A 24,053-nucleotide genomic window follows, 5' to 3' on the forward strand; every position below is an offset into this window, starting at 1 on the left:
GCCCAACTGGTCCAACCGGCCCTCAAGGTCTACAAGGAATAACCGGCCAGGCGGGCCCAACCGGTCCAACAGGAGCAACCGGTCCGACTGGAGAAACGGGTCCCCAAGGTCCTCAAGGAATTCAAGGATCACAAGGAGAAATGGGTCCAACGGGAGCAACCGGCCCGACTGGAGAAACGGGTCCCCAAGGTCTTCAAGGAATCCAAGGTCCCCAAGGGATAACAGGTTCGACGGGAGCAACCGGCCAGACGGGAGTGACTGGTGCCACTGGCCCGACTGGAATACAAGGCATACAAGGAATAACTGGAGCAACAGGGGGAACGGGAGTAACAGGCCCAACCGGCTTAACTGGAGCAACAGGATCATCTGCTATATCGACAGGTGGTGGCTATTTCTTTTCTACATCAACAAGCACAATTGCAGCAAGTGCCAATATTCCAATTAACTCGGGATCCACTGTATATGGAACTGGTGTATCTTTAACTAGTGCTACAACTGTCACAGTATCGACGCCAGGAATATATTTAGTAAGCTACTATTTCCAAGGGGACGCGACTGGTGGGAATGAAGTAGTATCTGTAAGATTACTATTAAATGGAACACAAGTAACAGGGAGTTTTATACAAAATGTAACGACATCAACTGTAGTATTGGAACCATCTATTTCAAATACGCTTCTTGTAAATGTAGCTAGTGCAAATTCAACGTTTATATTACAAAATGGCCCGCTCGGTGTTGGGCATGTGACTACAATAGCAGGTACGATTACGGCAAGTTTAAATGTAGTGAGAATATTATAAGAAATATAAAAACACAAGGAATGTCTTTTTAGACACACCTTGTGTTTTTGATGTTAAATGAACAATTTTTTATCCTGCATTAACGGGCAGTAAGACACCCACTACAAAATTCAGCTAGAGTAAAGAAGTTAGGTGATAGATCAACGGACCGTAAAAGCCCGATTGGTTTAACTAATAATCAGTGGGGATGCCCCCACTGATTAAAGTTTCGCTTTATCTTTTTGGCTGAAAAATATGTTGAAAGAAGTATTTGTGATGTAAGTTATCTACAATTTTATTTGCTTGATATGTGCGATGTTGTTCGAGTCGAAGTCTTTGCTCCATCATTTTTATTGCGTGATCAGATAAACGTAACATAATACATATCTCCTTTTCTATAAATATAGGTGACTATTTGATATCGATCCCATATTTATAATTAAGGAGGCAAAATGTGTAACATAGGCAAAAAGCACCTTCCTCTCCCATTACGCTTACGAGGTTAGCTGTCGGACTCGGGAAGTGAGAGTTTCCCTACTTAAAAAAAGATTCGCCCCAAGTAGCATAGCTACAAAATTGGTTCCCCCGCTCCAAAATTTGGACTCAGCAAAAGGTATTATAAGGTAAAAGGTATCATAAATAAAAAGATTAGTCAAATTATTTTATTTTTTCTGTTTTTTCAGTTGTGTAAGTACTATTCCATCAGGTAGTTCGGTGTATGTTACTTCAAGGAAGCCGTGTTTTTTATATAATGCGATAGCAGGGGTATTTGCTTTACCTGTTTGTACAATGTATGTCATAGAAGAAGGGAACATGTTAAATATATAAATTAGGAGTTTCGTCGCAATTCCTTTTTGAAAAAAATCAGGCGATACAACTAACCTGTGGATATCAATTAGTTTTTCTTCTTGTACAAAAGAAATAAAGCCGACAAGTTTATTTTCAGAAAAATATCCATAGAATGTTTCAACGCAACTTTGAATATCGTTTACAGTATCATATAAACGGGGTATGGCAGTACTATTTAAGTAGTCCCCTTCAACTTTATAGGCTGGAATTTGAACTTGTAAAATGGATGTTGCTACTTCAAAAGAAGTGGAATTTAACTTAAGAATCATAGATAATGAAGCCTCCTTTGAATATGGTATATTAATATAATTGCTTTATGGGTGAGTTTGACAATATTTTTCTTTTTTGCATATAATATATGTATCTCCATATGTAAAATAGTAGTAAATATATTTCTATAGTGAAATATGATTAGCAATGATAAATACATATGTTTGTATTGAATCATACAAACTATAATAGAAATGGAGGACTAAAAATGGGATGGATTATCACATTAATAGTTGGTGCTATTATAGGTGCAATTGCTAGTTCTATAACGGGTAAAAATTTCCCAGGTGGTATGTTCGGAAATATTATCGCAGGTTTATTAGGTGCTTCGTTAGGTGGTAGATTATTTGGATCCTTTGGGCCATCATTTGGTGGGATTCATGTCGTGCCGGCATTATTAGGTGCAATCGTGTTAATTCTTATTGTATCATTTGTAGTGAAAGCTGCAAGGAAATAGAGATATAGATTATGATGAAGAGCCCTGAATAAGGGCTTTTCATCATTCGAAGAGGTGGTTTCATTGGAGAAAATAAATATAAGAAAAAGAGATAAGTTAAGAAAGTTTTTTAGAGAACAAAATTATTTGGCGGTATTGCTTGGATTTGCGTTATTGTTTATTAATATTTTATTACTAACAAAAATATCATTTGTTTTTACACCGTTTATCGTATTTTTAAAAACAATTTTCTTCCCAGTACTATTGGCAGGCGTGCTATTCTATATTTTGCATCCATTCGTTTCACTTTTAGAAAAGAAAGGTGTTTCAAGAATCGTATCGATAGCCTCAATATACTTAATAGTAATCGGATTATTTGTGTTTTTAGTTGTAACTGTTATCCCTATTATTAAAGATCAAATTGATGCATTAATTGATAACTTACCGTACTTTGGCCATGAGATTGAACAAGCAGCGCGTAGATTCGGGGAAAGTAATTTACTTGGTAAAATTCAGGAGAATTTAAATATTAATGTTGCGAATATGGTAAAAGACTATACAGTTGATTTTACAAAGTCATTATCATCAGTAACTGGGAATGTAACTGGATTCTTGAGTACTGTTACAGAGGTTGTTTTAACATTTGTAATGGTTCCATTTATATTGTTCTATCTTTTAAAAGATGGCGAACAATTGCCGAATCACTTCTTAAAATTCATTTCAGAACAAAGACAACCAGCAGCAATGAGAATACTAGATGATATGCACTATGCGATTAGCTCGTATATTAGAGGGCAAATTATCGTGAGCTTGTTTATCGGTATTATGCTATTAATCGGTTACCTTATTATCGGTATTAAATATGCGGTACTACTTGCGATTTTAGCGATGATTGTAAATATCGTTCCGTACGTAGGACCAATTATTGCTATTACACCAGCGTTAATTATCGCATTTATTGACTCGCCAGCAATGGTGTTAAAAGTAATCATTGTTATGATGGTTGTACAATTAGCAGAAGGTAAATTTATTTCTCCTCAAGTAATGGGGAAAAAGCTAGATATTCACCCAATTACAATCATATTTATCATTTTAACTGCCGGAAACTTATTCGGGATTATGGGCATTATTTTAGCCATTCCAGGATACGCGATATTAAAAGTGTTAGTTACGCACGGTTATAGATTTGTTAAGTTGAATACGTGAAAAAAGAGCTAAAACAGTGGGAACTGTTTTAGCTCTTTTTTATTAACAATTCATTTGCATATTGGCGCGCCCATTGATCCGCTTCTAATATAGCATCTAGTGAAAGGTCTTTTACGTTATGATGAGCTTCAACTGTTTTGTAAATTGTTTTTTCAATATCGAAAAAGACAATTTCATTTTTTAAGAATCGTACATTCGCAATTTCATTTGCTGCATTTAATACAGCGGGAGTAGTACCACCGATTTTGCCACATTCATATGCGTATTGTAGACAAGGGAACTTCTCTAAATCTGGTTTTTCAAAATGTAAACTACTGATTTCTAATAAATTTAATTTTTTATAGGAAGAAGGTAGCCGAGTAGGATAGTGAAACGCATATTGAATAGGCATTCTCATATCAGGAGCACCGAGCTGTGCCATAACTGATCCATCAATAAATTCTACTAAAGAATGAATGATGCTTTCTTTATGAATCATTACATCAATTTTTTCATACGGAATATCAAATAGCCATCTCGCTTCCATTACTTCGAATCCTTTATTCATTAATGTGGCAGAATCAATCGTTAGTTTTGCGCCCATTAACCAGTTTGGATGTTTTAAAGCGTCCTTAGCTTGTAACGTTTGCATTTCTTCACGTGTTTTATCACGAAAAGCACCACCGGAAGCTGTTACAATTAACTTCTCAATCTCTTTATTATTTTCTCCGTTTAAACATTGGAAAATAGCTGAATGCTCACTATCTACTGGAATTAAGCGACATCCGTTTTGTTTCGCTAGTTCAGTTACGATATGTCCAGCTGCAACTAAAGTTTCTTTATTAGCAATAGCGATATCTTTCTTTGCTTTTAATGCTTCAATTGTTGGGAGTAATCCTGAAACACCGACAACAGAACTTAATACAAGATTTGAATCAGGGTGAGTAGCTACTGCAATTAAGCCATCAGTCCCGTGTGTGATTTTTGTATTTGCTGAAATACGCGTACGAAGCGTGTCTGCTAAGTCTTTTGTCGCAACGCTTACAATACGAGGTTGAAACGTTTTGATTTGTTGCTCAAGAAGATCAATGTTATAATTTGCGGTTAAACCGACGATTTTGAAATGTTCAGGATGAGCTGAAACAACATCTAATGCAGATGTGCCGATGGATCCTGTGGAACCTAAAATGGATATATATTTTACCATGAAAAAACCTCCAAAGTTGTTTTGAATATTTCTGCAAACCTATATAAGATTAGACAATTGAAGTGGAAATTCCTGCTATATAAAATAGAAAATTCGGGTTTGTTTGGAAGTGAAATGTGATAAACTGTAAAAAAATAACGAAAAAGCAATGAAAGAGAAGAGTACATATTCGAAACTTTTCAGAGAGCTGATATGTGGTGAGAATCAGTAAGGGATGAATATGGAATGGGCTCTGGAGCTTCTAACTGAAATGAGTAGGTAAAGACGGTTACTTCACGTTAAGAAGTTGAAGTGAGCTATAATGATAGCTAATTAAGGTGGTACCGCGGGAGTTTCTCGTCCTTTTTAAGGATGAGAGGCTCTTTTTATTTTGAGAAAGGAGGAGTTAGTGTGAGTGAAAAAATAATGTTAACAGGAATTAAGCCGACAGGTTATCCGCATTTAGGAAATTATATTGGCGCGATTAAACCTGCATTACAAATGTCAAAGAATAATGAAGGAAAAGCATTGTACTTTATAGCTGATTATCATGCATTAAATGCTGTGCATGATTCAGAAAAGTTCAGCAGTTATACCAAAGAGGTAGCAGCTACTTGGTTATCACTTGGACTTGGAGAAGATGTTATTTTTTATCGACAAACAGAAGTGCCGGAGATTCTAGAATTAGCTTGGATTTTAGCTTGCTTAACTCCGAAAGGACTTATGAACCGTGCTCATGCGTATAAAGCGAAGGTGGAGCAAAATAAAGAAGCGGGTTTAGAGATAGATGCAGGAGTGAATATGGGATTATATACGTATCCGATCTTAATGGCGGCGGATATATTACTATTTCAAGCTACTCATGTACCAGTTGGGAAAGATCAAATTCAGCATATTGAAATTGCACGTGATATTGCGACGTATTTTAAGCATACATTCGGCACGACATTTACACTTCCGGAGTATGTCATACAAGAAGAAGGAGCAATATTACTAGGACTTGATGGAAGAAAGATGAGTAAAAGTTACGGGAATGTAATCCCATTATTTGCAGAGAAAGAAAAACTACGAAAGTTAATATTTAAAATCAAAACAGATTCTTCACTTCCGAATGAACCGAAAGAACTAGAAACGTTATTTATAATTTATAAAGAATTTGCGACAGAGGCTGAAATACAGTCGATCCGTGAAAAATATGAGACTGGAATCGGATGGGGTGATGTGAAAAAAGAGTTGTTTCGCGTTGTAGATCGTGAGTTAGCTGGACCTCGTGAGAAATACGCTAGGTATATGAATGAGCCAAATTTATTATACGAAGCGTTAGAAAAAGGTGCTGAGCGGGCAAGAGAAATCGCGAAGGTAAATTTAGCTGAAATTAAAAAACGGATTGGATTTGAGAGGGGGCGCTGAGCGTTCCCTTGTTTATCGATATAATATTCTTCATATTGATATGTAGAGCAAGGAATTCGCACTTCTTTTCAAAACTTATTAGTTGCATATGTTAAAAAGTATGCTAATATAGGGTTACTTATTAAATGTGTTTAATAAGTATAATTTAAGTCGCTTATTAAAGAGGTTTAATAAGTGGATCTCATTCAATAAAAAAGGAGATGAATGTATGAAAACGGAGAAAGAAAAGATGGTGGCAGGAGAAATGTATATGCCAGATGATGAAGAGTTAGTAGCTGATAGAACTGAAGCAAAACGTTTAACACGCCTTTATAATGAGGCGATGGAGATAGGAGATGAAAAACGTTTTACGTTATTAAATCAGCTTTTAGGTTCTTCAGCTGACGGGAAAGCCCAAATCAATCCTGATTTTCGTTGTGATTATGGCTACAACATCCATGTTGGAAAGAGCTTTTTCGCAAATTTCAATTGTGTGATTTTGGACGTTTGTGAAGTACGAATCGGTGATAATTGTATGTTTGCACCTGGTGTTCACATTTATACTGCTACGCATCCGCTACATCCGGTAGAGCGGAATTCTGGTAAAGAATATGGAAAGCCTGTAAAGATTGGTAACAACGTTTGGGTTGGCGGGGGAGCTATAATTAACCCTGGTATTTCAATTGGAGACAACGCTGTAATTGCCTCAGGGGCAGTTGTGACAAAAGATGTACCTCATAATGTAGTTGTTGGTGGTAATCCAGCTAAAGTTATTAAAACGATAGACTTATAGAAATCGTTTTTTTTTACGGGTATATGAATAAACTGGTGTCTTATCGTATAGACAATGGGGAAGGTGTTTCATATGGAGAAATATAGTGCGAACAATCATACAAAGACATTACTTGCCTCTCGAAACGCTCTTTTTCTCTTATTTGCTTTGCCAGGTGTCGCGTTTGCTACATGGATTTCAAGAACAGCAGCTACTCGAGATATGTTAGCAGTGTCAAATGCAGAAATGGGCTGGATTTTGTTCGGACTATCTGTTGGTTCAATAATTGGTTTACTGAGTGCAAGCCGCTTCATTGACTGTAAGGGAGCTAGAGACGTTATTATAGGCAGCATGTTTTTTATGATTGTTGGATTGATTTGTTTAGGTATAAATATTTATTTTGTTTCTAGTATGGGGGCTTTTAGTAGCTTACTAGTATTTGGAGTAGGCTACGGATTGGCGGAAGTCGCATTGAATGTAGAAGGTTCTTCCATTGAGCAGAAATTAGGAACAACTCTTCTTCCAAAATTTCATGGCTTTTTTAGTGTAGGAACTTTAGTAGGCGCGCTCAGTGGTTCTGTCGCAGCGTCGCTTCACATCCCGATTCTGTATCAGTTTCTTGTGATTTCGGTCATGTTTCTATTACTTGTATGTATGGTGTATCGTTTTCTTCCGCATGGAACAGGAAAGAAGGAGAAATCGCGGAACAAAAGGAGAGAGAAGCGTACTTCCTTACGTATGGAAAAAAAGGTGCTTTTAATTGGTCTTTTTGTGCTTGGAATGGCATTTGCAGAAGGTAGTGCAAATGATTGGCTACCTATCGTGATGGTAGATGGACATGAGCAAAGTATAGTGGCAGGTTCTATTATGTACGCAATTTTTGTATTAGCAATGACGTTAACTCGTATGTGTAGCAGCTATTTCCTTGATCGATTCGGTCGTGTCGCTGTCGTACGTGCCACTATTATGATGGCGATTCTAGGAATTTCAATCGTAATATTTGGGAGTAATTCGTATTTTCTAGCATTTGGCGTAGTACTGTGGGGGATTGGTGCAGCGCTAGGGTTCCCAATTGGTCTGTCAGCTGCTGGAGATGACCGTGAAAATGCGACTTCTAATGTTGCTGCAGTTTCTATCATTGGTTATACAGCCTTTTTAGTCGGACCACCATTTTTAGGGATACTTGGGGAAGCATTCGGAATACGTAATGCCTTGCTAGCTGTTTTATTATTTGTTCTTTTGTCTGGAATTGTATCGTCTATTACAAGAGAGAATACACCGAGCTAAATAAGGGTTGCATGCAGCGGAAATATATCATCTCTATTGCTTTAGAAAATGATGTATGATATATTGTCAACGCAACTTATTAAAAGTGTTTAATAAGTATGTTGATTAAGGTGGTGAGCGATTTGAGTGAACAATTTGTTACTCAAAAATCAATTAAAGAGACGATCCTTCGCGGCATTCGTACGGCTCTTCTAGAGCAAGGAAGTGCGACGAAAGTTGAACTTAGTAATACATTAGAAATTAGTTTTCCAACGATAAGTAAATTTATAGAAAATATGAAACAAGATGGTGAAGTCACTTTAGTCGGTTTAGATGATTCAAGTGGCGGAAGAAGAGCGAAACGATATGCGTATAATCCAGAATATATGTTAGGATTAGCGATATTTTTAGAAAAAAATGAGACGAATTATACAATTTTTAACTGTTTAGGGGAAGTAAAAGAACAAGGGAGTACTTCAAGTGCATTAATTGATGCGGGACTAAGCGTATTAACAGAACATATAGAAAGTCTTATAGCTATGTTTCCAAAAATAAGTTCTATATCAATTGGTGTCCCTGGTGCGGTCGATAATGGGCGTATTTTCTATATTCCTGGATATGAAAAGTTTCAAAATTTTAATTTGAAAAGTCACTTTGAGGAACTGTTTTCTATACCAGTAGTAATAGAAAACGATATGAATGCTGCAGTGCTCGGGTATCATAAAAACACGAGGAATAATGACAATTCCTCTCTTGTATATTTGTATTCAGGTCAAAATGGCCCAGGTGCGGGGATTATGGTAAATGGAGATGTCGTACGCGGAAGTACATTTTTCTCAGGAGAGATATCTTTCGTTCCGCAGTATGATAATAAAAATTTCTTACAAGCTTTGAGAAGTGGGGATTCGCATAATTCAGAGGAATATAATATAGATGCTATTACTCGTTTAATAGCTACATGTATAGCTATTATTAACCCTCATACGTTTATCTTCTGTGATGATGAAGTGAATCAATTTGTAATAGATCAAATTGTAAAAAGTTGTCCGCAGTACATTCCGGCGGAACATATTCCGAAAATAACAGTGAGTAATTGGAAAGAAGATTATTTATATGGATTAAAAAGTCTTGGACTTGATCTTATGATTACTAGAACGAATAAAGAAAATTAAATGTGCTGGCAATGAAGCATCCAATTGTCAATTGAATAGCATAAAAGAAAAGGTGTCGATTATGAAAATTGAACATGTAGCAATTTGGGTGAATGATTTAGAAGGAATGTGTGATTTCTATAAACAGTACTTCGGTGGTGAAGAAAATAGCTTATATCACAATCCGAAAAAGCAGTTTGAATCTTATTTCATAACTTTTGAAGGTGGTGCGCGTCTAGAACTTATGAGACAAGTAGGGATAGACGATAAAATAAAAACACAAACAGTAGGATATGCGCATATTGCTTTTTCTGTAGGTAATAAAGAAAAGGTGAACGAATTAACTCATACATTAAGAGAAGCAGGGTACCCTGTGTTAAACGGCCCACGAACTACAGGGGATGGTTACTATGAAAGTGTAGTAAGTGATCCTGAAGGGAATCAGATTGAGATAACAATCTAACATTATATTTACTAATAAAAAATAAAATTTTGTTGTTCCCCCAAATGTTTACGAGAAACCTATTATTTCTGCAGAAAGGGGGACATAACATTGAGTGAAATCATTTTTATTTTCTGTATATATCCATTGCTTATTTGTATTTTTTCAATAGCTGTGACATATAAAGTAGGTACATTTTACGCGATGCCAATTGTAACATTTCTTATTTTTCTTATGTTAAGTGTTACAGTGCACGATCCAGCATTTTTCTTTTGGGTTGGCATGTATACTATTCTTTCATTTATTGTTTCTTATATAACTATCCTTTTTATAAAGGGATATAAAGTTGTAGAAAGAGAGCGTTAATATCATTTTGGGGAAATAGGGATTTACGGTGAACGATAACAACCTCATTTCACGTTGTAATGACGGGAAATGAGGTTGTTTTATTTATATTTTTAATTAGAGTGATGAAAATCGCGAAGAATCCCCTCAATGACTGGATGAAGAGTACTAGGTAACTCATCAAACGGAAAGAAACGTAATTCTTTTGACTCAGTTTTATCACATATAAGCTCCCCGTGAAATTCGCGGCAAATATAAACAACGAGTACACCATGTACTTGATCGCCGTTTGGATAGATTTCAAAGAAATCTGGCCCTGAGTATGTACGGAATAGTTCTGGATTTTTAATAATAAGTCCAGTTTCTTCAAATACTTCTCGTTTTAAAGCACCTTCTAACGTTTCGTTATATTCTAAGGCACCCCCAATAATGCCCCATCGGTTAAAATCTGTCCGAAGCTGCAGTAATACTTCATCTTTTTCATTTAATATAATGGCATGTGATCCTATTAAAATAAGTGGATGATTTCCTACTAGATTTCTCATGTCTTCAATGTAGCCCATATTTTTGCTCCTTGTATTTAATAATAGTTAGGGAGTTCTTTTAACATTCTTTCTGTTTTACGCGCTGTAAAAGCTAAGTTATGGTCATCTTTCGTTCTGAAAAATAATGTGCGTAAAAAGGTTTTAATGTTGGCGCATAAAATACAATACTCATTAAGTGAAAGGCGTTTTCTAATTTGAGGAAGCCTTTTTATTTTTTTATGAATAATAGAAATTAACTCGTTTTGAGGAAAATCATGATACAGCATTGCTAGTAATGGAGTAACAATGCGTTCATCTTCATTATTATGAAAAAGGTCAGATGGAATAAAAATTTTATTTAATAAACAATGAATTAATTCTTCGTACCATTCAAAGGTCGTATACGTATTATGAACAATTTCGGTGAAAGCATCAGATACGTGAGCAAGACAATGAGCCCATCCTTTGTTTTCAATATAGCCTCGAAAATCCGTTTCTAAGTTTGTATATATAATGAGTTTATTTTTTATTTCTTCGATATCCTCCTCTGTACAAAAGTAGTGCGAATTAGCGAATTGGAGTATTAACGCAATTAACGAAACAGTGTAAGAACGTGTGAAAACCCCATCTGTATGTGGGGAGTAAATGTCACAATATAAATACTCATCACTTAAACAAGTTTGCAGAAGTAATTTCAGCTGATCGTCCATAAGGAATTCATGATGAATGAAATGCGCAAAACATTTATATATAAGTTGGTAACGAACGTAGCTATCAGTCGTTCCGATATACTGAAGCATGTTCAAAGTTAACTCATTTACATCTATATGTTGCAGTTGCGTATAGTCATTTTGTTGTATAAGCTCTAACTGTTGTTGCAATGCTGTAATATCCAATGGAGAACCTCCTCCGCACTTTAAAGATGCGATCTTTTCTAGTATTCTATATATTCAAGGACAATCCTGCTCATGCAAGGAGAACGATTAGAAATTCGAGTATGATATAGATGAGGGAAGAATATGACGACGATAGAACAGTTAGAAAAACATTTTAAAATAAGAAGAAGTGCTTCTTCTATTATGATAAAAGAAAATAATGCAGAGATTTTTACAGAAGAGCAATTAGAGGGAATGATGCAGTATTGCGTTACTGAGGCTGAAAAAGAGGGAATAGAAAACTTACATTTTGAAACTTCTTCAAAAAGCCCAAATTATGATGTGTATAAAAAATGTTTCGACACGTATTCATTTGAATATATTACTGAAAACATGATTGTATTTAAAGATATATATGAAGTAGAAGATGTAGAAAGTGAAATTGATTTTAAGCTTATTGAAGAAGTTGGAGAAGAGGCTTTTTATTCACTGTGGAATGAAGCGACGGGAGAACCAGTCGCTCATGATCAATTTGTGCATATGATGCTACAAGAAATTGGTGAGCAATGGAAAGAACATTGTTTAACAGCAAGTGTCGATGAAGAGCCGATAGGAATTGTAATTCCGCATATTGAAAGAGGTACGTTAGAAGAAGGGAAACTTATGTACTTCGCAGTTACTCCAAATATGCGTAATAAGGGATATGAAGCTGCACTATTTGCAGGTGCGATGTTTGTCTTAAAGGAAATAGGTGCATCTTATTATATTGGTGAGACAAATGTACAAAATGAATGGATGAAGGATGTTTTTGAAAAGAATGGATGTCAGTTGCTGAGTTGTACTGAGCGGTATGTGAGGGAGTTTTAGGAGGGTGAATGATGTACTCTCTCGAACTCATTTAGTGGGAGGGGTATATATGTTAAAACAATCCATGCATTCATTCGTTTTACTGTATCCAAATGTGTTGTTAGAAGGATGGGAAATTGAAAAAGTTTCAGAACGTTTTGAAGGTGAAAAGTGGGAAACTGTTTGGTTTCAGATTGATACTACAACTGGAATGTTTCGAGTAAAGGAGTTTTTTCTCGATATAATGGAGCCAGTATTTCCAGATACCTGTATTTCTCAAGCAAAAGGGGATTGTTTTCAATATAAAAAGCTTGTGTATTGGAAAGGTGTAAATTATAAAGGAAAAGAAAGTTACGTTACATCTACATGGAAAACACAAGTTGAAATTTCTGTTGATCATGGATATGTAAACCAAGGCGAAATGGAAAGGTTTCTACTCGGATTACAACCGGTACATACAGAGTTTGCGAAAACGATATTACATACACCATTTTACTTATTAAGCTTTCAAGCTAAGAGAGGTGAAATGGGTGAGATAGGAAGATGTCGTGAGTGGAATGATCCAGATAACATACGCTATGTAAAGTTATCAATTCATAAAAAGCTGAGTTGGAAACTTGAATCGGTCGGTTTTGGAAATGATGAAACGCAGTATGTATACTGGGACGAAGATAATAAACTATATGCACTTTGGGTTTGTAGACATAAAAACAAAGCGTATTATCCTGTTTCTTCATGGGCAATGAATTATGGTCCACAACAAATTATAAACGGGTTAGAGTTTTATTCTTACCCTGATCGTGGAACAGTTGTATATGAAAATCTAGGTAATGAACAAATCGCATACGTATTTCGAGGGAATCCATGTACAATTTTGAACAAGTAAAAGAACTTTTTGCCTGTTTGTAAGATAAAAAGAAAAATGAGAACGACAAAGTAGATATTCCTATAATACAATGAACACTCCCCCACTTAGCGAAGGTTGAAGTGGGGGTTTCTAACGTTTCGACCTAACGGACGATTAACGTCAGGGGAGTTAACACATTAGCGAGCTGTTTCACGCCTAACCCCTCTATCCCATTTGTCCATGCATTTGGGATTACTTTTCGTAAAATGTTAGCCGCAGCATTTACATCTGCATTAATTAAAGTTTTATTTGCTGAACGATATATGCCGCGCTTTATTCGTTTTCCTGAAAAAGTTGTATTTTGGTCATTTTCTCCATACGTTGGAATGAAGTCGTTATCCAGAAAACTTGCTTTCGATGTATATGATTCTTCAGTTACAACAACTTGAATGCCTACAGCATTTGCTTTGTATGTAATCATTTGAATCAATAAATTATGCGGGATATGACAAAACGATTGGTTATTTCTTTTTCCCATATTCGTTTCTTGTTTCCAATTTTTGTTTTGACCAATAACGATTTTACAAACTTCTTCTTCTTGAGCTAGTTTTACGATGTGGTGACTAACTTTATGGAAGACGTCTTTTATTTTCAAATAACGTTTTTGATGAAGTTTTTCTATCCTTTTAGAAGTAAAAGGTCTTTCATTAGTTTGTTTTCCATTTCTAAGAACGCTTGTAAAATGACTCTTCATTTTGTTGTAATATTGATTTATGCTTTTGACATGTTTGCCCTTAACAAGGACAGGTTTCATACCTGTGTTTGTTACGATGGTTGCAAGGTTATCAATCCCTAAATCAATACTCATATAACGAGCATTCTCTTCAATCATTTGTTGTTCAGAAGGAACATCAATTACCAATTCCACTACATATTCATTGTATTTTGGAATCACACGAACTTGTTTCAGTTTACCTTCAGTGAAACCTAGTTTCCCAATATTTAATTGCAATTTCGTCTTTGGAAACTTTAAAAATCTACCGTTTTTAATGATGCAATCTTGGTTTGTATACAGAATCTCTTTTTCAGAAGAACGAATATACTTTGGAATCCTAGGCATTCCAGCATATTTGTTTGGATTCTTTTTATAGTCTTTTAAACTAGCAAAAAAAGATTTCCAATTTTGGAACAAACCTTTCATGATGGACTGGCTACATTGCGTAGGCAAAGCTCGATAATCATTTTGAATCATAGCCTTAAATAGTGCATCTAGAAAGTTGTAATCTACATAAGGTTTTTCAAAATTAGGTTCTGAAAACAAATTACATTTAATCTCTTTCTGTTCTTCTTTAGGCTTTAATTTCTCTTTTTCCAATTTCTTCTGATAGGCAAGACGTTGTGTGTCATTCATCTTACCAATATTTTCATGAATATTATCCAGAACTTCTTTTTGCAAAGGCTGCAACTCTTTTTCTTGTGTTAATCCAGTGTACACCTGGCGTATATAAAAGTTTGTGGTGTTGTACATATTCTTAGCGTTATGACAACATTCTTGAAAATAAGAATACATACGATGCCCTTTTTTAATCCAGATTTGAAGAGTTTTATAGTTTGATGGATTTTCTTTTGCCATTTTATTCACCTCCTTGTTAAGGATATTATAGCAAAAAACGGAACGTATGTTTCTGTTTTTTATTTTTTTGAAAATAAAATATTTCTTTCGATTCACCTCACCACCTTCACTTACGTTTAGAGGTGGGAGTCCTCTCGAAAGGTATGATAGAATAAGATTTGACTATAAGAGAAAGCGTTGGTGAAAGAATGGGACAGCAAAGACATTGGTTACAAGCAACTGTAGAAAGAAATAAAGATAATACGTTACAAATAAAGTGGGAAAATAATATAGAGGAAGTTCGCATTTACTGGAGTACTTCGCCAGATCATATTGAAGAAAATGGAGAATTACTTGCAACGTTAAATGGAGAATTATCATATACAATTGAAAACCCGAGTGAAACTGAACGTCCATATTTTAGACTAGTAGGAAGTAATGGACAAGCAGTAACAGTAGCTGAACGTAGACTGCCATTACAAGGCGCGTTTAACTTCCGTGATATGGGAGGATATGAAACGACTGAAGGCCGTAAAGTAAAATGGGGCAAGTTGTACCGTTCTGAAGAATTGGCAGGACTAACAGAGTGGGATATCGACTATTTACAAAAGTCTGGCTTGAAATTAATTTGTGACTACCGTACAGACTTTGAAGTGAAGCATAAGCCAAACCCAGAGATTACAGGTGCTCGTCAAGTGTGCTTACCAGTTATGCAAGATTTAGCGAAAGACTTAAATATAAATGAATTTTTCCAAGTTGGTGACCTTTCTATGTTAGGAAAACCAGGTGAGTATCTTGTGAAAATGAATCAAGGTTTCGTAAGTGGTAACGAGGCATTTGTAAGCTTCTTAAACTTAGCGCAAAATCCGGAAAACTTACCGTTAGTAAACCACTGTACAGCTGGAAAAGACCGTACTGGATTCGGATCAGCACTATTATTACTTTTACTAGGTGTACCGGAAAAAACAGTAATGGAAGACTACTTACTAAGTAACGGTTTCCGTGAAAAGCTAAATGAAAAAATGATGGCCTTTTTAGGTGCGAAATTACAAAACGATGAGAGCAGAGCGATATTAGGTGCAATGTTTGAAGCACGTGCTGAATACTTGCAAGCTGCGATTGGTGAAATTCAAAAGCAATACGGATCAGTTGAAGCATACGCTGAAAGGGCTCTTGGCTTTACGAAAGAGTCGTTAGAGGAAATGAAAGAGTTATTACTAGAAGATTAATAAGTAAAAGGAGGCTGAGCGGATTAGCCTCCTTTTACTTATAGCGTAGTTGAAAATAGAAGATAATGGTGTATTCAATAAAGAGCAGGTTAAGCGCCTCATAATGAAATATATAAACTTATATTACTATCGTGTTATTATGTTAAGTGACGGTAAAGTCGTGTGATTTATAATGATTTCTATAATGAACTATAGGGAAAAAGCAAGAAAATGTCTATGTATTTGATGGAGGGTTATCATAATAGAAAGGAAATTAGGAGATGGGGAAATCAATAAAAAGTGAATTAATAGGATTGTTTACCTTTAATGAGACATGTAAAGTATATCAGCAAAAAAATGAGGAAATACATTGGCAATTGGATATTAGAAATGAATATGTAGATGTTAATGAGATGATTAAAAGGGCAGAGAAGCTTTTTTATGTATAGAAGAATTTGATAAAAAGGCTAAAGTAGCCATAGCAGAAAAATTGATAAATTACAAAAATGATTTTTGGCCTGAGTATGATGATAATGATGAACATTTAAATTGGGATGCTGTAGATGCAGGAGAATATGATATAACGAAAGAAAAATTTGCAAAAGCGATTACGCTCTATGACATTGAAATTAGAGAAAATGATATATACTGTGAATATCATGATGGAGATTTATTTGGTGGACACATGATACATGCCTATTTTAATAATGATTATAAATTATTAAGCGCAGAGGTGTAATTTTAGTTATATAAAAATTGAATTAAAGTGTGCTTTAGTTAAAAGAATTAAATAAATTTTAAGCAATGAGAACGAAGCTTTTAAAATAGGAATTGAGGAGAACATCATGAAATACAAAGTTATATTATTCGACGTAGATGATACATTATTAGATTTCCCTGAAACGGAAAGACACGCATTACATAATGCGTTTGTACAGTTTGGTATGCCTACAGGGTATAATGATTATCTTGCAAGTTATAAAGAGATTAGTAATGGATTATGGAGAGATTTAGAAAATAAAATGATTACGCCAAGTGAATTAGCAGTAGATCGATTTAGACAATTATTTGCACTTCATAATATAAATGTAGATGCACAGCAATTTAGTGATGTATATCTTGAAAACTTAGGGAAAGAAGTACACCTTATAGAAGGCGCAGTACAATTATGTGAAAATCTACAAGATTGCAAGTTAGGTATTATTACGAATGGATATACGAAGGTGCAACAATCAAGAATCGGAAATTCACCTTTATGTAATTTCTTTGATCATATTATTATTTCTGAAGAAGTTGGTCATCAAAAGCCAGCACGTGAGATTTTTGATTATGCATTTGAGAAATTTGGAATTACGGATAAATCAAGTGTACTAATGGTCGGAGATTCGCTAACTTCTGATATGAAAGGCGGAGAAGATTACAGCATTGATACGTGTTGGTATAATCCAAGTTTGAAAGAAAATAGGGCAGAAGTTAAGCCGACTTATGAAGTGGAGAGTCTGCTACAAATTTTAGAAATTTTGGGAGTGGCGGAAGAAAAGGTAGCTTCATTTTAATTGTGCTGATATTTGTCGGCAAATCGATGATATATTGTAAGTTGCGATAGATATATTTGAAAAATCGCTCATATAAGTTCATATACTAAGATATAGAACAAAAAATAACGCTACTATACAAGGTCATTCACGTGTTATAATGCGTGAATTAAATATACGTATATAAATAGTTTCTCAGAGTGATGCGATGTCATGTATGATTAGTGTAACAACTAGAGGTGAATGAAGGATGTTAACGTTTTTATTTGAGTTAGACAAGAATCTCCCGCAGAAGGATGAGCCACGGTATGTTGCTTATACAAATGGTTTTATCGAAGGGGATTTAACAATTTGTATGGGTGACAGAGTATTTTTTCAAAAATCATGTATGAAGGTTGCAGAGCTGGGCATTTATTTAGGTCAGTGGATGGAACAAGTTCAACACGGGCAAAACGTGCCTATGAAATATGAAACGGCTGACCGTGAAGAGGTCATTCTTGGCTTATTCTATGAAGAGGATCATAACCAATGGAATGTTTCTTCCAGCTGGCAAGAATTTGAACTTCAAGAGCGTATCTCTACTGAAACATTAGTAGAGAGCGTTCAATGCTATTTATATGAGCTAAATAAGGAACTGCGTGCGATAGAATATCCTGTGACGTTTGATCAGTACTTAAGAGGAGAGCGAATGATGCAGCTTTCTTACAAACGACCGTGTGATAGCAAAGCAGATACGACGCCGATAGAGGTTTATAATGGAAGCGAGCAAGTAGGCGTAGTAAGGGGCTATTATAAAAATACGCTGATGAGAGTGCTGGATTTTATTCCGAAAATTGGTAGTAATATCATTTATGAAATAAAGGATATTAAGAACAATATTCGCGTCATTGCAAAGGATGTAAGTAGGCAGCGCCAAAGAAAGATTTTAGTAACGTACATCGATAATAATGATGCAGAGCATGAAATACTTGTATGTGACGGAAAGTTATTGGATGCAAATTTTATATTTACCTTTACATATAAGGCAGAAGAATATGTTGTTCATAAAACTTCATTTGGAATGGGAAAATTATTACGAAAAGGCTATTTAATCGCAGATTGGAATATTCGTCTTGAGGAAGATATGTATTACATCGAGATGAATGCATATGATGGAGATTACATGGAGGATCAATACTTACTATTAGGCGTATTTCATGCGGTTTTATATGGATAATCGATGAGAAATACCGTCATTCTTCTTGGAAAGAATGACGGTATTTTTTATTTATCCTCAAAAATAAAAATCTCATCAATCGTACTATGAAGTGCCTTCGCTATATCGTGAGCGAGTTGCAATGAAGGATTATACTTACCTTTTTCAAGGTGGCTAATTGTTTCACGGCGTACACCAACTTGCTTCGCTAAATCTTCTTGTGTCATGTTCAATTTTGCGCGGTATTCTTTTATCTTCGTTACGAACGCCATGGTGCATCTTCCATTTCATCAACAGGTTTATCATAAAAGAACATAGAAAAACCGAACGTAAGAATGAGTGTGCCGAAAATAAGAGTGATATCAATTTCTTGTAAGATCGGGTTTGGAAATAACATTTCAATAAACATAATGATAGCGGTAGTTAGTAATGTAATGATAAATGCATTGCGACACGATTTATTGACAATTTGTTCAAACAGTTCATCGTGTTGAACTGTTCTATACGATGTGAAAAAGGAGAAGAAACAGAACATAGTAAACAATCCTTTTTCATAAAAAAATCCGAGGAAACCGAAGAAACCGAGAAATCCTAAATATTTTATCCAAGTTGTTTTCATGATAGGTCCTCCTTACGTTGTTAGAAATAAGTCACGTTATGTTACAAATATATCACAATTGGATAGGAATGGTAATAATAGTTTTCCAGTTTGCTTCATAATAATAGTAAAAAGAGGAAATATGCTGCGAAATAAAGAGGATAATATTGTAAAATGGTTGTAAGGAGGGGGAGGAAGAAATGCTAACTTGGATCATGATCGTTGTATTACTTGTAGTGATTACTGTCATTGCGACGGTGTTAATTGGGCGGAATGGTGATGCAAATTATAGCAAAGCGACAAAGGGGAATATTAAACGATTAACAATGATTTATATTATACTAGCTGTCGTTTTAGTTGTTGGATTAGGGGTGTATATTTATTTTAAAGGTTAAATAAACTGAAAAATGTAAAAATCTTAAAATAGAAGTATGCTATAATATCAATATAGTTATTTGGTAATTAAGGAAAGGATTGGATGGAATGATTGAAATTACGAATGTGTCAAAAAGTTATAATGGGTCTACTTATGCAGTAAAAGATTTAAGTTTATCTGTACCTAGCGGCGAAATCTTTGGATTTTTAGGACCGAATGGTGCGGGTAAATCCACGACAATTAAGATGATTACTGGCATTCACGGGGTGGACAAAGGGACTATTACGATTAACGGAAAAAATATTATGGAAGAGCCGATGGAAGCGAAGAAGACGTTTGGTTATGTGCCGGATAGCCCAGATATGTTTTTACGTTTAAAAGGAATTGAATATTTAAACTTTATGGCTGATATGTATGAAGTGCCGAAAGAAGTAAGACAAGAACGAATAGAGTCTTTAGCGAAGAAGTTTGATCTTTATAATGCATTATCTGATCAAATTCAAAGTTATTCGCACGGTATGAGACAAAAAATCGTTATTATTGGTGTGCTCGTGCATGAACCAGATGTATGGATTTTAGATGAACCGTTAACAGGGCTTGATCCGAAATCTGCATATATTTTAAAAGAAATGATGAGAGAACATGCGGATAAAGGAAAGATTGTATTTTTCTCTACACACGTATTAGAAGTAGCGGAAAAAATATGTGACCGGGTTGCTATTATTAATAAGGGGAATTTGCAGTTTAAAGGAAATTTAGATGAAATGAGAGATCATTTTAAATCCAATGAATCACTTGAAAAAATGTTCTTGGAGATGACGGGCAATGAGTAAAATTTGGACGTTAACGAAGGTACTATTAAAGTTAAATTACGCAGATTTTATAGCAGATAAGAAGAAGCGATGGGCGTATTTATTTTCATTTGCAGCTATTTTATTTGTTGGATTTTTAATATTTGGTTCGATGACGCACGGAATGTATGAAGGTCTGAAACAATTAGGGCAAGGGCCGGGAATGATTATTGCAATGGGACTTGCGATTGCGAGTATATGGGTATTTTTAATGAGTATAACGAACATTTTAACTGTATTTTACTACAGCAATGATATTGAAATGTTACTGCCGTTACCATTAAAACCAGCGCAAATTATTTCGGCAAAATTTTTAACGGTATTAATTACACAATACGTAATGAGTTCATTCATTTTATTACCAATCTTCATTACGTACGGTTTAAAAAGTGGCGCATTTATTACATATTACATATATATGATTTTTATTTACTTACTCTTCCCAATCGTGCCGTTAGTATTAGCTTCGTTACTGATGACAATTATTATGAGGTATACAAATATAGCGAAAAATAAAGATCGAGGAAATATATTTATTGGAATCGTAAGTATATTATTTATTGTAGGAATTAACGTATTTATGCAGTGGAGAAATAAAAGTGCGTTTTCTGGAGATGGGGCTGCGGAATACCTTGTAAATAATCAATCTTCTCTTTTAGTACAAATGACAAATTATTTTCCAACTACATATTTTGGAGCAGTGGCATTAGTAGAAAATGCAAATTGGAAGGGACCTTTATATGTAATAATCTTTGCAGTTATTTCATTTGTCTTCTTTGTGTTGTTTTATTACATAGCAGAGCGTACATATTTAAAAGGGGTTATTGGACTTTCAACGAGTACAGCAAAGAAACAAGTTATTTCGGCGGAAGGTTTACAGAAATCAACAGTACAAAGTTCGCATTTAAAAGCGTATGTGAAAAAAGAATTTAAAACGTTATTCCGTACACCACAATTTTTCTTAAATTGCATTGTACAAACTTTCGTTATGCCAATTATGTTGTTCTTTATTTTATTTGTGCAAGATGGAAATTTAAAGTTTATTACAGAGTATATTAACAATCCAAAGACAACAGGATTTGCAATTGGTGTTGGTCTTTGTGCATCGTTATTTTTAATGGGTAGTAACGTCATTGCAACAACGTCATTTTCGCGAGATGGAAGCTCTTGGTTTGTGAATCGTTATTTACCAGTAAAGGCTTCGGATATCTTTTTTGCGAAAGCAATCACTGCTTGGTTAATTAATGTGATCATTTTAGCAGTATTCGGTATTACGATGGCAGTTGTAGCTGGGATTTCTCCAGTCTTTATGATACTGTGGTTTTTACTAAGTGCGAACGGGTTGTTATTAATTAATTTAATCGGAACACGCTGGGACGCGCAAACTGCAGATATTCATTGGGATACAGAGCAGAAATTATTTAAGAGCCGATATACCACTTTGTGGAATTTTTTAGCTAATATTTTAATAGCTTTAATTATTGTGGGGGGAGTAAGTGTATTATACTTCTTCCTTCATGTCGGACTGTGGGTTATGTTTATCGTTTTATTTGTAATGTTTACGATTGTAAATTATATCTTTATTAAAATGTTAAAATTAGGTGCTGAACGTATACTGTCAAATATTCAATAAGAAGATAGATCCTCTGTATTCATGCAGGGGATCTGTGTATAGATGGAGGAGAAAAAGGTGAAGAAAATAGCAATTGTAACAGGGGCAACTCGTCTGAATGGAATTGGTGCAGCTGTATGCAAGGTGCTTGCTCAAAAGGGGATAGACATTTTTTTCACGTACTGGCCAAAGTATGATAAAGCGATGCCATGGGGAATGAGTGATCAAGAACCCTTTTTGCTGAAAAAGGAAATTGAAAGTTACGATGTTCGATGTGAAATGGCAGAAATCAATTTATCGCAGTCTTATTCGCCAAATCGTTTGTTTTATATGGTATCAGAACGGTTAGGTGATCCATCTATTCTAGTTAATAATGCAGTATATTCTACTCATACGAGAATTGAGGAATTAGATGTAGAGCAGTTGGATAAACATTATACAGTTAATATTCGGGCTACTATGCTATTAAGTTCATTGTTTATAAAACATTATTCACTTAAAACGGGCGGGAGTATTATTAATCTTACTTCAGGACAGTCAGTAGGTCCAATGCCAGATGAACTAGCATATGCAGCAACGAAAGGGGCAATTGAAGCATTTACAAAGTCAGTAGCACCAGTAGCGATGGAGAAGGGGATTACTGTTAATGCCGTTGATCCAGGACCAACAAATACAGGGTGGATTACAGAGGAATTAAAACATTATTTAGTATGGAAATTCCCGCAAGGTAGAGTTGGAGAAACAATGGATGCTGCGCGCTTAATTTCTTTTTTAGTAAGTGAAGAAGCGAAATGGGTTACTGGGCAAGTTATTCACTCGAATGGTGGTTATTCATAAAAATATTATGTTAACAAATGTTGAGAAACAAAAAACGAAAGGAAATTTTATTTTTTTGTATAAATAAAATGTCAAGAAAGATAAAAATTTGATAGAAGAGTATATCGTCATATAAAGATAGTAATTCTTAATGTGACAATATACTCTTTTTCTTTTACTTACGAGCAGAAAAATGAAGTAGAAGAAACTCGAATATTAAAATGAGTTTATCAGTTTTTGTCCGTATTATTATGAAGATTACTGTCGGAAAGATGGTAATTCGTATGAAAAGGGATTTTTTAAGGGGAAATCGAATCGTAAAGGGGAGGATAAATAAAGTAAACATAGGGGGATTTATATGAAAATGAAAAAGGTCGCTATCGCATCGATAACAATTGGTACAATGCTTACTATGGCAGCTTGTAGTCCATCAGCAGATAAAGAGGCAGAAAAGAAAGAGCAAGTAACAGCGCAAAATGAAGGAGAAGCAAAAACGACAAGTGCAGATGAAGCGTCCAAAACAACGAAAGATACTGAAAAAGAAACAAATACTTCTTCAAATGAAAAAACAGATAAAGATGCAAAAAATACGAAAGAATCATCAGGAACAGAAAGTAACGGCAAAACGTCAACTCAAAATGAGAATGTGAAAACAAAAGAAAAAGAAACGACAGGAAAAACGAATGACCAAACGACTAGCGGGAAAACAGCAGATCAAAGCACAAGTACAAGCTCAAACACAAACAATAACGAAAAGACAACGAAAGATCCGAAGAAAAGTGTTGCTGTGAAAACGAACGTTAAAGAAGTTGTGGCATTAATTGATAGCTTGGACAAGCAGTTAGCTGCTAATCCAAAATTGGAAACAGTGAATAAGCTTGGCAAACAAATTAATGAAAAGTGGGACGTGATTGAAAAAGAGCTAGAAGCATCACATCCGACGGATTCTAAAACAATCGGTCAAAGTATGTATCCGTTAATTGTAGGAGCGGAGAAAGAAAAAATCGATATTAATAAAATGAAATCATTAACGACGAAAACGAAAAAAGATTTAAATCAGTTATTGACGAAACTTTCATAGTTTCAAA

General features: G+C 35.0%; 25 protein-coding genes, 3 pseudogenes, 1 riboswitch and 1 other annotated feature. Of the genes and pseudogenes, 20 read left to right on the forward strand and 8 right to left on the reverse strand.

The window, feature by feature from the left end:
* Positions 1-800, forward strand: a pseudogene (locus MR167_RS16815) (collagen-like protein); the annotation flags it as partial.
* A 213-nt stretch (positions 801-1,013) separates the two neighbouring features.
* Here the strand turns inward: MR167_RS16815 and MR167_RS16820 are convergent.
* A complete protein-coding gene (locus MR167_RS16820; RefSeq protein ID WP_000945244.1) occupies positions 1,014-1,157 on the reverse strand; it encodes a hypothetical protein in 144 nt (47 codons plus the stop codon).
* Positions 1,158-1,254: 97 nt separating this feature from the next.
* A riboswitch (cyclic di-AMP (ydaO/yuaA leader) is annotated at positions 1,255-1,398 on the reverse strand.
* Between the two features lie 43 nt (positions 1,399-1,441).
* Positions 1,442-1,897, reverse strand: a complete 456-nt coding sequence (locus tag MR167_RS16825) for a GNAT family N-acetyltransferase (protein WP_000601235.1) — start codon at positions 1,895-1,897, stop codon at positions 1,442-1,444.
* A 209-nt stretch (positions 1,898-2,106) separates the two neighbouring features.
* Between MR167_RS16825 and MR167_RS16830 the strand changes: the two genes are divergently transcribed.
* Together MR167_RS16830 and MR167_RS16835 are read left to right on the forward strand one after the other, a co-directional pair.
* The gene (locus tag MR167_RS16830) at positions 2,107-2,355 is read left to right on the forward strand and encodes a GlsB/YeaQ/YmgE family stress response membrane protein (protein WP_000539733.1); all 249 of its coding nucleotides are present in this window, start codon (positions 2,107-2,109) and stop codon (positions 2,353-2,355) included.
* A 63-nt stretch (positions 2,356-2,418) separates the two neighbouring features.
* A complete protein-coding gene (locus MR167_RS16835; RefSeq protein WP_000411479.1) occupies positions 2,419-3,540 on the forward strand; it encodes an AI-2E family transporter in 1,122 nt (373 codons plus the stop codon).
* 28 nt (positions 3,541-3,568) lie between these two features.
* On the opposite strand, the gene MR167_RS16840 is transcribed toward MR167_RS16835, so the two are convergent.
* On the reverse strand, positions 3,569-4,726 hold the full coding sequence (locus tag MR167_RS16840; RefSeq protein WP_242315044.1) for a 1-deoxy-D-xylulose-5-phosphate reductoisomerase: 1,158 nt from the start codon (positions 4,724-4,726) through the stop codon (positions 3,569-3,571).
* A gap of 139 nt (positions 4,727-4,865) precedes the next feature.
* Positions 4,866-5,073 (forward strand) — a binding site (T-box leader).
* Between the two features lie 43 nt (positions 5,074-5,116).
* On the opposite strand from MR167_RS16840, the gene MR167_RS16845 reads away from it, so the two are divergent.
* The 6 genes from MR167_RS16845 (at position 5,117) to MR167_RS16870 (ending at position 10,091) form a co-directional block, all read left to right on the forward strand.
* Entirely contained in the window at positions 5,117-6,115 is a 999-nt protein-coding gene (locus tag MR167_RS16845; protein WP_106082302.1) for a tryptophan--tRNA ligase, read from the forward strand.
* A 208-nt stretch (positions 6,116-6,323) separates the two neighbouring features.
* A complete protein-coding gene (locus MR167_RS16850; protein ID WP_000845633.1) occupies positions 6,324-6,887 on the forward strand; it encodes a maltose acetyltransferase domain-containing protein in 564 nt (187 codons plus the stop codon).
* A 72-nt stretch (positions 6,888-6,959) separates the two neighbouring features.
* Positions 6,960-8,153: an MFS transporter gene (locus MR167_RS16855; RefSeq protein WP_000417602.1), complete on the forward strand. Its 1,194-nt coding sequence runs from the start codon at positions 6,960-6,962 to the stop codon at positions 8,151-8,153.
* Between the two features lie 122 nt (positions 8,154-8,275).
* Positions 8,276-9,304 (forward strand): ROK family transcriptional regulator, encoded by a 1,029-nt coding sequence (locus tag MR167_RS16860; RefSeq protein WP_000003031.1) that lies wholly within the window; start codon positions 8,276-8,278, stop codon positions 9,302-9,304.
* A 61-nt stretch (positions 9,305-9,365) separates the two neighbouring features.
* Positions 9,366-9,746: a VOC family protein gene (locus MR167_RS16865; RefSeq protein ID WP_000687550.1), complete on the forward strand. Its 381-nt coding sequence runs from the start codon at positions 9,366-9,368 to the stop codon at positions 9,744-9,746.
* A gap of 90 nt (positions 9,747-9,836) precedes the next feature.
* On the forward strand, positions 9,837-10,091 hold the full coding sequence (locus MR167_RS16870; RefSeq protein ID WP_001289513.1) for a YbeF family protein: 255 nt from the start codon (positions 9,837-9,839) through the stop codon (positions 10,089-10,091).
* 92 nt (positions 10,092-10,183) lie between these two features.
* Here the strand turns inward: MR167_RS16870 and MR167_RS16875 are convergent, their stop codons facing one another.
* Together MR167_RS16875 and MR167_RS16880 are read right to left on the reverse strand one after the other, a co-directional pair.
* Positions 10,184-10,633, reverse strand: coding sequence for an NUDIX hydrolase (locus MR167_RS16875; protein WP_000540465.1), 450 nt, complete (start codon positions 10,631-10,633; stop codon positions 10,184-10,186).
* Positions 10,634-10,650: 17 nt separating this feature from the next.
* Positions 10,651-11,490, reverse strand: a complete 840-nt coding sequence (locus MR167_RS16880; protein ID WP_242315045.1) for a DUF2785 domain-containing protein — start codon at positions 11,488-11,490, stop codon at positions 10,651-10,653.
* A gap of 123 nt (positions 11,491-11,613) precedes the next feature.
* Here MR167_RS16880 and MR167_RS16885 point away from each other — a divergent pair, with 123 nt between their 5' ends.
* Positions 11,614-12,336, forward strand: coding sequence for a GNAT family N-acetyltransferase (locus MR167_RS16885; protein WP_106082299.1), 723 nt, complete (start codon positions 11,614-11,616; stop codon positions 12,334-12,336).
* A 49-nt stretch (positions 12,337-12,385) separates the two neighbouring features.
* Positions 12,386-13,224 (forward strand): annotated as a pseudogene (locus tag MR167_RS16890) (hypothetical protein).
* A gap of 101 nt (positions 13,225-13,325) precedes the next feature.
* Here the strand turns inward: MR167_RS16890 and MR167_RS16895 are convergent.
* Positions 13,326-14,795, reverse strand: coding sequence for an RNA-guided endonuclease InsQ/TnpB family protein (locus MR167_RS16895; RefSeq protein WP_106082298.1), 1,470 nt, complete (start codon positions 14,793-14,795; stop codon positions 13,326-13,328).
* Between the two features lie 188 nt (positions 14,796-14,983).
* Between MR167_RS16895 and MR167_RS16900 the strand changes: the two genes are divergently transcribed.
* From MR167_RS16900 to MR167_RS16915, 4 genes and pseudogenes are all read left to right on the forward strand, one after another.
* Complete coding sequence (locus MR167_RS16900) at positions 14,984-16,003, forward strand: tyrosine-protein phosphatase (RefSeq protein ID WP_242315047.1); 1,020 nt, start codon at positions 14,984-14,986, stop codon at positions 16,001-16,003.
* 260 nt (positions 16,004-16,263) lie between these two features.
* A pseudogene (locus tag MR167_RS16905) lies at positions 16,264-16,721 on the forward strand (DUF2262 domain-containing protein).
* Positions 16,722-16,827: 106 nt separating this feature from the next.
* A complete protein-coding gene (locus MR167_RS16910) occupies positions 16,828-17,538 on the forward strand; it encodes a YjjG family noncanonical pyrimidine nucleotidase (RefSeq protein WP_242315049.1) in 711 nt (236 codons plus the stop codon).
* A 229-nt stretch (positions 17,539-17,767) separates the two neighbouring features.
* Entirely contained in the window at positions 17,768-18,733 is a 966-nt protein-coding gene (locus MR167_RS16915) for a tubby C-terminal domain-like protein (protein WP_000955110.1), read from the forward strand.
* 47 nt (positions 18,734-18,780) lie between these two features.
* Here the strand turns inward: MR167_RS16915 and MR167_RS16920 are convergent, their stop codons facing one another.
* Both MR167_RS16920 and MR167_RS16925 read right to left on the reverse strand, forming a co-directional pair.
* Positions 18,781-18,984 (reverse strand): helix-turn-helix transcriptional regulator, encoded by a 204-nt coding sequence (locus MR167_RS16920; protein WP_000896294.1) that lies wholly within the window; start codon positions 18,982-18,984, stop codon positions 18,781-18,783.
* Positions 18,972-19,331: a DUF3796 domain-containing protein gene (locus tag MR167_RS16925; protein WP_098829130.1), complete on the reverse strand. Its 360-nt coding sequence runs from the start codon at positions 19,329-19,331 to the stop codon at positions 18,972-18,974. Before MR167_RS16925 ends, MR167_RS16920 begins: the two co-directional genes overlap by 13 nt.
* A 179-nt stretch (positions 19,332-19,510) precedes the next feature.
* Here MR167_RS16925 and MR167_RS16930 point away from each other — a divergent pair, with 179 nt between their 5' ends.
* The 5 genes from MR167_RS16930 (at position 19,511) to MR167_RS16950 (ending at position 24,046) form a co-directional block, all read left to right on the forward strand.
* Positions 19,511-19,705, forward strand: coding sequence for a hypothetical protein (locus tag MR167_RS16930; RefSeq protein WP_000958863.1), 195 nt, complete (start codon positions 19,511-19,513; stop codon positions 19,703-19,705).
* A gap of 88 nt (positions 19,706-19,793) precedes the next feature.
* On the forward strand, positions 19,794-20,519 hold the full coding sequence (locus MR167_RS16935; RefSeq protein ID WP_000570204.1) for an ABC transporter ATP-binding protein: 726 nt from the start codon (positions 19,794-19,796) through the stop codon (positions 20,517-20,519).
* On the forward strand, positions 20,512-22,170 hold the full coding sequence (locus tag MR167_RS16940) for a putative ABC transporter permease subunit (RefSeq protein ID WP_000036853.1): 1,659 nt from the start codon (positions 20,512-20,514) through the stop codon (positions 22,168-22,170). The genes MR167_RS16935 and MR167_RS16940 overlap by 8 nt, the downstream gene beginning before the upstream one ends.
* Before the next feature lie 57 nt (positions 22,171-22,227).
* Positions 22,228-22,986 (forward strand): SDR family oxidoreductase, encoded by a 759-nt coding sequence (locus MR167_RS16945; protein WP_002082465.1) that lies wholly within the window; start codon positions 22,228-22,230, stop codon positions 22,984-22,986.
* Positions 22,987-23,323: 337 nt separating this feature from the next.
* Positions 23,324-24,046, forward strand: coding sequence for a hypothetical protein (locus tag MR167_RS16950; RefSeq protein ID WP_000782525.1), 723 nt, complete (start codon positions 23,324-23,326; stop codon positions 24,044-24,046).
* The last annotated feature ends 7 nt before the right edge of the window (positions 24,047-24,053 follow it).

Origin of the sequence: Bacillus cereus group sp. BfR-BA-01355 (assembly GCF_022663675.1) — a bacterium.
Lineage (GTDB): Bacteria > Bacillota > Bacilli > Bacillales > Bacillaceae_G > Bacillus_A > Bacillus_A thuringiensis_S.